At 36.3% G+C, this 7,239-nt stretch carries 10 protein-coding genes, 15 tRNA genes and 1 rRNA gene; 25 read left to right on the plus strand and 1 reads right to left on the minus strand.

Annotated features, from left to right (window positions below; all coding sequences use genetic code 11):
• The first annotated feature begins 169 nt into the window (after positions 1-169).
• The 25 genes from rrf (at position 170) to BMSHG_RS25435 (ending at position 6,995) form a co-directional block, all read left to right on the plus strand.
• Positions 170-286 (plus strand): 5S ribosomal RNA (rrf, locus tag BMSHG_RS25320).
• Positions 287-452: 166 nt separating this feature from the next.
• Positions 453-527, plus strand: a tRNA-Asn gene (locus BMSHG_RS25325).
• Between the two features lie 3 nt (positions 528-530).
• Positions 531-623 (plus strand) — tRNA-Ser (locus BMSHG_RS25330).
• A gap of 11 nt (positions 624-634) precedes the next feature.
• Positions 635-706: transfer RNA gene (locus BMSHG_RS25335), tRNA-Glu, on the plus strand.
• A gap of 29 nt (positions 707-735) precedes the next feature.
• Positions 736-811 (plus strand) — tRNA-Val (locus BMSHG_RS25340).
• Positions 812-876: 65 nt separating this feature from the next.
• Positions 877-1,014: a hypothetical protein gene (locus tag BMSHG_RS28365; RefSeq protein ID WP_154651057.1), complete on the plus strand. Its 138-nt coding sequence runs from the start codon at positions 877-879 to the stop codon at positions 1,012-1,014.
• A gap of 19 nt (positions 1,015-1,033) precedes the next feature.
• Positions 1,034-1,107, plus strand: a tRNA-Met gene (locus BMSHG_RS25345).
• Between the two features lie 99 nt (positions 1,108-1,206).
• Positions 1,207-1,283, plus strand: a tRNA-Asp gene (locus tag BMSHG_RS25350).
• Between the two features lie 162 nt (positions 1,284-1,445).
• Positions 1,446-1,521, plus strand: a tRNA-Phe gene (locus BMSHG_RS25355).
• A 62-nt stretch (positions 1,522-1,583) separates the two neighbouring features.
• Positions 1,584-1,667, plus strand: a tRNA-Tyr gene (locus tag BMSHG_RS25360).
• 118 nt (positions 1,668-1,785) lie between these two features.
• Positions 1,786-1,859 (plus strand) — tRNA-Trp (locus BMSHG_RS25365).
• An 11-nt stretch (positions 1,860-1,870) separates the two neighbouring features.
• Positions 1,871-1,946, plus strand: a tRNA-His gene (locus tag BMSHG_RS25370).
• A 21-nt stretch (positions 1,947-1,967) separates the two neighbouring features.
• Positions 1,968-2,042, plus strand: a tRNA-Gln gene (locus BMSHG_RS25375).
• 3 nt (positions 2,043-2,045) lie between these two features.
• A tRNA-Gly gene (locus BMSHG_RS25380) sits at positions 2,046-2,120 on the plus strand.
• 9 nt (positions 2,121-2,129) lie between these two features.
• Positions 2,130-2,204 (plus strand) — tRNA-Cys (locus BMSHG_RS25385).
• 34 nt (positions 2,205-2,238) lie between these two features.
• Positions 2,239-2,327: transfer RNA gene (locus tag BMSHG_RS25390), tRNA-Leu, on the plus strand.
• A 145-nt stretch (positions 2,328-2,472) separates the two neighbouring features.
• Positions 2,473-3,042 carry a GNAT family N-acetyltransferase gene (locus BMSHG_RS25395; protein ID WP_019157264.1) on the plus strand — a complete coding sequence of 190 codons (570 nt, stop codon included), beginning with the start codon at positions 2,473-2,475 and terminating at the stop codon, positions 3,040-3,042.
• A 19-nt stretch (positions 3,043-3,061) separates the two neighbouring features.
• Positions 3,062-3,613 carry a GNAT family N-acetyltransferase gene (locus tag BMSHG_RS25400; RefSeq protein ID WP_034659450.1) on the plus strand — a complete coding sequence of 184 codons (552 nt, stop codon included), beginning with the start codon at positions 3,062-3,064 and terminating at the stop codon, positions 3,611-3,613.
• 95 nt (positions 3,614-3,708) lie between these two features.
• Positions 3,709-3,789 (plus strand) — tRNA-Leu (locus BMSHG_RS25405).
• 107 nt (positions 3,790-3,896) lie between these two features.
• Entirely contained in the window at positions 3,897-4,832 is a 936-nt protein-coding gene (locus BMSHG_RS25410; RefSeq protein WP_019157266.1) for a tyrosine-type recombinase/integrase, read from the plus strand.
• Between the two features lie 170 nt (positions 4,833-5,002).
• On the plus strand, positions 5,003-5,983 hold the full coding sequence (locus BMSHG_RS27285) for a hypothetical protein (protein ID WP_019157267.1): 981 nt from the start codon (positions 5,003-5,005) through the stop codon (positions 5,981-5,983).
• Complete coding sequence (locus BMSHG_RS29375) at positions 5,964-6,098, plus strand: hypothetical protein (protein ID WP_019157268.1); 135 nt, start codon at positions 5,964-5,966, stop codon at positions 6,096-6,098. The genes BMSHG_RS27285 and BMSHG_RS29375 overlap by 20 nt, the downstream gene beginning before the upstream one ends.
• A 60-nt stretch (positions 6,099-6,158) precedes the next feature.
• Positions 6,159-6,350 (plus strand): hypothetical protein, encoded by a 192-nt coding sequence (locus BMSHG_RS25425; protein WP_019157269.1) that lies wholly within the window; start codon positions 6,159-6,161, stop codon positions 6,348-6,350.
• Between the two features lie 94 nt (positions 6,351-6,444).
• A complete protein-coding gene (locus BMSHG_RS28370) occupies positions 6,445-6,597 on the plus strand; it encodes a hypothetical protein (RefSeq protein ID WP_019157270.1) in 153 nt (50 codons plus the stop codon).
• The gene (locus BMSHG_RS25435; protein ID WP_019157271.1) at positions 6,594-6,995 is read left to right on the plus strand and encodes a hypothetical protein; all 402 of its coding nucleotides are present in this window, start codon (positions 6,594-6,596) and stop codon (positions 6,993-6,995) included. The genes BMSHG_RS28370 and BMSHG_RS25435 overlap by 4 nt, the downstream gene beginning before the upstream one ends.
• Before the next feature lie 55 nt (positions 6,996-7,050).
• On the opposite strand, the gene BMSHG_RS28930 is transcribed toward BMSHG_RS25435, so the two are convergent.
• The coding region (locus tag BMSHG_RS28930; protein ID WP_026073624.1) for a hypothetical protein at positions 7,051-7,239 on the minus strand (189 nt) is incomplete at its 5' end.

The following is a 7,239-nucleotide window of genomic DNA, read 5'->3' on the forward strand; positions in this document are numbered from 1 at the left end:
GATTACTCGGTTTTCTATTCTTCTTCATTCATTATCTAGTTTTGAGGGAACAAGTATTTTTGTGAAGCAATGATATTTTTTAATAGTATTTATGGGTAGCAAAACTAAAGTTTCTCTTGAAATAATATTGTAAATCGGTATAATAGAATATGTCTTGATAAATAATTGGTCCGGTGACGATAGCGAGAAGGTCACACCCGTTCCCATACCGAACACGGAAGTTAAGCTTCTCAGCGCCGATGGTAGTTAGGGGCTGTCCCCTTGTGAGAGTAGGACGTTGCCGGGCGAACATTTCTATTATATGTGTTATTCCCCGGTAACTCAGTGGTAGAGCAACGAGCAATGCATCATGAATATGCTGCGAGTTGTACTCATCGAGTTGCTACTTGAATGAACTTTCTAAGATGAGGACAATCGGAAGGTACACAAGTAGAGGAATAATTAATTGATTTTCCGCGGTAGCTCAGTGGTAGAGCAATCGGCTGTTAACCGATCGGTCGTAGGTTCGAATCCTACCCGCGGAGCCATTAGGAGAGCTGTCCGAGTGGCCGAAGGAGCACGATTGGAAATCGTGTAGGCGGGCAAAACCTGTCTCAAGGGTTCAAATCCCTTGCTCTCCGCCATTACTATATCTGGCCCCTTGGTCAAGCGGTTAAGACACCGCCCTTTCACGGCGGTAACACGGGTTCGAATCCCGTAGGGGTCATTAAAAGTTGTACTTGTTACAACTACTTTGGAGGATTAGCTCAGCTGGGAGAGCACCTGCCTTACAAGCAGGGGGTCGGCGGTTCGATCCCGTCATCCTCCACCAATGTTATTTTACGAAGCGTAGCATAGTAAAGTAACACATCTCTAATTTTCACAAAAGTGGAGATTTTGAGTATATTATTATCGCGGGGTGGAGCAACAAGCGTTACTTCATTGAATAAACTGCGAGTTGTACCGATTGAGTCGCTCCTTGAGTTACTAACTGAAATCGGGACAGTCCTTAAACTATCTAGAAGCATGAGCTAAACTAGATATATACTATTATCGCGGGGTGGAGCAGTCTGGTAGCTCGTCGGGCTCATAACCCGAAGGTCGCAGGTTCAAATCCTGCCTCCGCAATCGGTTTTATCAATCTAAGATTGTTAAAACAGGGAAAGAGATTTTCGCTATTGCGAAAAGGTAAAGGAGAGCTATTTTCTCCTTCGTCGAAAAAGCTTTGGTCCGGTAGTTCAGTTGGTTAGAATGCCTGCCTGTCACGCAGGAGGTCGCGGGTTCGAGTCCCGTCCGGACCGCCATTTTATTTTACATATGTTGGCTCAGTAGCTCAGTCGGTAGAGCACGATGAATAAACTACCGTGAGAAACTTCCAGTATACTCATCGAGAGGCTTCTAGAATTAGCATTCTGAGATGAGGATGATGGACAATTGCTTTCTATATGTAGGGTGAATATTATGTTGGCTCAGTAGCTCAGTCGGTAGAGCAATGGACTGAAAATCCATGTGTCGGCGGTTCGATTCCGTCCTGAGCCACCATTTTTATAACAAATATGTTATAATTCAATTTAATGAACTTTCATACATTTATATATAAACTTGGAGGGGTAGCGAAGTGGCTAAACGCGGCGGACTGTAAATCCGCTCCTTCGGGTTCGGCGGTTCGAATCCGTCCCCCTCCACCAACGTTTTTTCGACACAAGGAGAAAATAACTTTCCGCTATTTTTAAGAAGCGTAGCGAAGGAAAAAGCTTTCCTTGAATTTCGCATCACCAAAAGCAATAAATCATATATTCTATATATAGGGGTATAGTTTAAAGGTAGAACGAAGGTCTCCAAAACCTTTGGTGTGGGTTCGATTCCTACTACCCCTGCCAATTTTATTATGGCGGTCGTGGCGAAGTGGTTAACGCATCGGATTGTGGCTCCGACACTCGTGGGTTCGATTCCCATCGATCGCCCCATTTATTTATAATCTTCTTCAATGGGCTATAGCCAAGTGGTAAGGCAACGGACTTTGACTCCGTCATTCGTAGGTTCGAATCCTGCTAGCCCAGCCATTTGCGGAAGTAGTTCAGTGGTAGAACACCACCTTGCCAAGGTGGGGGTCGCGGGTTCGAATCCCGTCTTCCGCTCCAAAAAATAACGGCGGCATAGCCAAGTGGTAAGGCCAAGGTCTGCAAAACCTTTATTCACCGGTTCGAATCCGGTTGCCGCCTCCATTCATATAAAATTAATATGCTAGTATTTCAGCTAGCCGGGGTGGCGGAACTGGCAGACGCACAGGACTTAAAATCCTGCGGTAGGTGACTACCGTACCGGTTCGATTCCGGTCCTCGGCACCATTTAAACCAATACATACGATATTTAAAGACTTAGCATGATGCATAAGTCTTTTTTTGATCTTTCAAAATACTATTGTAAAATTCTTAGTTCTCTGTTAAATTTTAATGCTATAGTCAGCCATTTTTTTAGAGAGAAGTGAGTGCAATGATGATAGAGAAAATTTATAGGGATTTGCCTACAATAGAAACAGAGCGATTACTTTTGAGAAAAATAACTCCTGCAGATACTGCTGCGATGTTTTCATATGCAAGTAATGAAGAAGTCGCTAAGTATGTGACTTGGGATGTGCATAAGAGTATATCTGATACGGAAAAGTTTATCAATTTTGTACTGAATCAGTACGAGAATGAGAAAATAGCTCCTTGGGGGATTGAAGATAAAGAGAGTGGTTCTTTCATCGGGACGATTGACTTTGTGGCATGGAATACGAATCATCGCAGTGGGGAAATTGGTTATGTGATTGCTCCAGAGCATTGGGGAAAAGGGATTACGACGGAAGCTGCAAGAGCAATCATAAAATTTGGCTTTGAAGAAATGGAACTCGTGCGTATTCAAGCAAGATGCTTAGTGGAGAATATAGCTTCTCAGAGAGTGATGGAGAAAGCAGGAATGACTTATGAAGGAACGAATCGAAAATGTGTGTTTATAAAGGGGCAACATCAAGATTTAAAGATGTATGCTATTCTAAAAGAAGAGTTTGATTTGTGTTATTAATGGGAAAATAGGTGATGAAGTGAGTTACCAGGACAATGATTTAATAATTAGACCAATAATAGATGATGACTTAAGGAGATTGTGGGAGCTTATATATAAAGAGGATTCTCCCGAGTGGAAAAAATGGGATGCTCCATACTATGAGCACAAAAATATTTCATATGAAGAATTTTTACGTCAAAAGGATGATTACGTCGCAAATGAACGACGCTGGGCAATCGAAGTAAATGATGTCGTAATTGGGACTGTCGGTTATTACTGGGAGCATAAACCTTCTCATTGGCTTGAAATGGGAATTGTCATTTATGACCCAAATTACTGGAATGGTGGCTATGGAAAAAGAGTAATCAAGCTTTGGATTAATCATTTATTTAATACGTTGCCATTGGTCCGTGTAGGTTACACGACTTGGTCTGGAAACATAAGAATGATTAAGGTTGGGGAAAATCTCGGGATGAAAGAAGAAGCAAGAATTAGGAAGGTACGATATTACAAAGGGGAATACTATGATTCCATTCGTTTGGGGATGCTTCGAGAAGAATGGGAAGGAAACGATTTATTCCATCAGTAAAAGAGACAGTAAATTGGTTTGACAAAGTATTATTATCGTGGTATGATATTCTTTGTCTTGAGATAATGTTAGCTATCCTAAGACGATAAGAATATGCCGGTGTGGCGGAATTGGCAGACGCGCACGACTCAAAATCGTGTTCCTCTGGAGTGTCGGTTCGACCCCGACCACCGGTATCAAATATTGATTAATTAAGACTTTCAACATTCTGTTGGAAGTCTTTTTTATTTGTTTACAAATTAAAAATCGTGTGCCTTGAATCTTATGCCTTGAGGTGATTGAAATGAAACGGAGACGAGGAGAACTTTCGAAGGAAGAGCTTAATTTAATTTATGACGATAGTGAAAAAAAGGAAGAGGAATTATATAAAGCATTCTTACGAGACTGTTATATAAGAAACCTTAGACCTGCTACTTTAAACTATTATGAAAATGAGTTAATGGCTGCAAAGAAACTTCTATCTAAACCGTTAATTAGCTGGACACCAAATGATGTTGAAGAATTTATTTTGAAAAGTAAAGAGTTCATGAGTATTACTTCTGTAAATACTAGGCTACGTGCATTACGTTCATTTTTCAATTTTGCATATAAAAAGAAGTTTATAAAGAAAAATCCTATGAAGGATATAAAACTTCTTAGAGATCGTCAAAAACTTATTGAAACTCTTAATAACGAAGAGATTGAGAACCTAATCAAGACAATTAGAAAAAAGAAAACTTTTGTTTCATTTAGAGATGAAGTAATTTTATTGGTGTTTCTTGATACTGGAGTTAGGCTTTCTGAGTTAGTTGGAATAGAAGTAGATGATGTACAAGGAAATAAGGTGATAATAAGAAAAACAAAAAACCTTTTTGAAAGAACTGTATATTTATCTGATATAACACAACAACAAATTGAACGTTATATTAAGCTAAGAGGAAAAGTAGAGACTAATAAGTTATTTATTAGTCAAGATAACAAAGAACTTAATCGGCATAGTATACAAACTAGATTCCAAAAGTATGGAAAGGAAGCAAAGATAAGTAAAAGAGTTAGTCCTCATACTTTTCGGCATACAATGGCAAAAAGAATGATTATGTCAGGTGTAGATGCTTTTAGTCTAATGACTATGCTTGGTCATAGTGATATGACAATTACAAAGAGGTATGTAAATCTTTGGGGAACAGATATTGAAAAGAAACATAAGCAGTATGGAGCTTTAAAAGGATTAAAAATATAGGTATATATACCTAACTTATATTTCACGAATATTCAGAAAAATGATATAATAAAATAAGAGATGGTTAAGCTGGCGAGCTTTTGGAACCATCTCCTACCAGTACAGAAGAATATTCTGTTTATTTTATTATAACAATATTCCTTCTGTCGTCAATAATAAGGAGGATAAAAATGAATCTACTTTCAATTTTAGGTGGAAATGCTTTTGTTATGTTCAACAAAGATATTGCGAGAGAAGTATCAGTTAATGCTTCAATTATTTTTGGTCAGTTATGTTCAAGTTATGAAAGCTTTAAAAACAAGGAAATGATTACTAACAAGAACGGTAAAGAATACTTCTATTTAACATCAGAAACAATCGAAGAAGAAACAGCTCTTACATACAAACAACAACTAAAAGCAATCAAAGATTTAGAAGAAGCTGGGTACATTGAGACTTTAATTATGGGACAACCAGCAAGAAAATACTTCCACATCACAGATAAAATATTTGAGCAGTTCCAAGTCAGCTCTGACAAAAAGGAAGACCTGAAAAAAGAAAATAAAGAAGAAAAAACTGATGAACCTTTGGAAACTCAAGGAAAAGGTATTTTTGACGAAAATTCTAGGTATGACAAAAGGGAAATTCAAGGATTTCCAAAAGAGCAAGGCAAGCCTTTCCATTTGGGTATGGCATATAAAAATATAAATAAAAAAGAAATATATAAAAATAATGAAATAAATAAAAACCATAATTCTAATCTTAACCATATAGATATATATGAATTACTTTGGGATACAGATTTACCAATGACTTTAAAACAAAGGATTAAGATTATGATTAGGAATAATGAAATAAATTTACAACCAAATCAATTGTTAGAAATTGAAGATGCTTATAAATACCAAATTTCTAAAGGCTTTATAATACCAGACTGTTCTTTAGATGATATTGAAGCTATTAATGATTTTGAATTCACTAATACTATTTGTAAGATGCTTACTACTGTCATAGATATTTATAACATGAGAGGTATGATTAAAGAATGGGTAGAGCAAGCATATACTTACAAAAAGGATCAACATGCAACATTAAGCTTTGGTACAATTAAAAACCCAGTTTTCTATAACTGGTTAGAGGAGGATTCAGAAAATGAACATGAAAGCTACTGAGGTTTTAGAAATTATTAAGAACATGGAAGTCTCTGAAAAGTGGAAGCTTCTAAATGAACTGTATCATTTGCATTATGACAAAAGAAATTCCCCAAAAGCAGAAATTAAATATTAGCTTTACATTTCATTTTTGTACGATATAACTTCTATAAAAAATTATGGAGGTATCGTACAAATGGAACTTCAAATGAAAATTGAGATGCTAAAGAAGATAAGGAGAGCTCGTAATTACTGCTTAGAAGTTATGGAAAGAAGAAAGTATGATGAAATATACTTCAAAGCGGTTGAATTAGAGAAAAAATTAGCTAGTCAGTTTGGAGAAATTCTTGACAGCATAAATATAAATGAACCACTTGATCTTTCGTAAAAAATTTCTAAAAATTTCCTCCGATTGATTTACGTTTTTGTTTCTACAGATAGAAATATAATGTGTAGAAAAATATCAATTGGAGGATGTAAATATGGAAGCTAATAAAAAACAATACCGCGAACAATTAATTTCGATAGGTAGAAAAGAACTCGGTATAAGCGATAAAGAAGCTCAACAAGCATTAGATAAACTAATTAAATTAGGCTTAGTTAAGATTACTAAAAAGGGAGTTGTTATTCGATGAATATACCAATCCCTTTAGCTCATCTTAACGATAGTAAATTTAGTTATATTATTTATTCTTGGATGGCTCTTCCTGAAAATAGTAGATTGAATAAAAAAGAACAGTATCGATATCTCAAAGAAGAAGATTTGAATAAAAGTAAAATTTCTGGAGAAAGTATTGTAAGTCTTTCTACTGTTAAAAGAAAGTTACCTTATGTTCTATCTTGTAAAGACATTGTAGAAATTGAAAAAGGTATAATTAAACTTCATAAGACAAATAAGTTTATTTTAATTGACGAAAATATTCTTCGTTTACTTATAAATGAAGTTGATGAAAACGTCTTGAAATTCTACTTTGTTAATGACAATCTCATATGCCCAACAACTGACAGACCGAGTTGTCCTTATTTTGCTTGAGTTGTTGACCAAAAAGAATGGGAAGCTCTATATTTAATCAAGCTTCCCCAACATTTTAAAATTGAATCTCATAGATTTCGTTCATTCTCAAATTAAGCCTTACCTGTTCTGTTCCTATTTCTACATACCAAAGTCGTTGACCAGCTACTTTTAGCCGACAAGGTATACGTAGTTTGTTACCAAGAAGGAGATGAAAAGACTCCCCTGGATACATTGCTTTTCCATAATCTCCTACAACCTTTAG

Source organism: Robertmurraya massiliosenegalensis JC6 (assembly GCF_000311725.1).
GTDB lineage: Bacteria > Bacillota > Bacilli > Bacillales > Cytobacillaceae > Robertmurraya > Robertmurraya massiliosenegalensis.

What these genes read in the sequence shown, in the direction of transcription:
- BMSHG_RS25395 (WP_019157264.1), top strand. Translation starts at nt 2,473, where the DNA reads ATGATGATAGAGAAAATTTATAGGGATTTGCCTACAATAGAAACAGAG.
- BMSHG_RS25410 (WP_019157266.1), top strand. Translation starts at nt 3,897, where the DNA reads ATGAAACGGAGACGAGGAGAACTTTCGAAGGAAGAGCTTAATTTAATT.
- BMSHG_RS27285 (WP_019157267.1), top strand. Translation starts at nt 5,003, where the DNA reads ATGAATCTACTTTCAATTTTAGGTGGAAATGCTTTTGTTATGTTCAAC.
- BMSHG_RS29375 (WP_019157268.1), top strand. Translation starts at nt 5,964, where the DNA reads ATGAACATGAAAGCTACTGAGGTTTTAGAAATTATTAAGAACATGGAA.
- BMSHG_RS25425 (WP_019157269.1), top strand. Translation starts at nt 6,159, where the DNA reads ATGGAACTTCAAATGAAAATTGAGATGCTAAAGAAGATAAGGAGAGCT.
- BMSHG_RS28370 (WP_019157270.1), top strand. Translation starts at nt 6,445, where the DNA reads ATGGAAGCTAATAAAAAACAATACCGCGAACAATTAATTTCGATAGGT.
- BMSHG_RS25435 (WP_019157271.1), top strand. Translation starts at nt 6,594, where the DNA reads ATGAATATACCAATCCCTTTAGCTCATCTTAACGATAGTAAATTTAGT.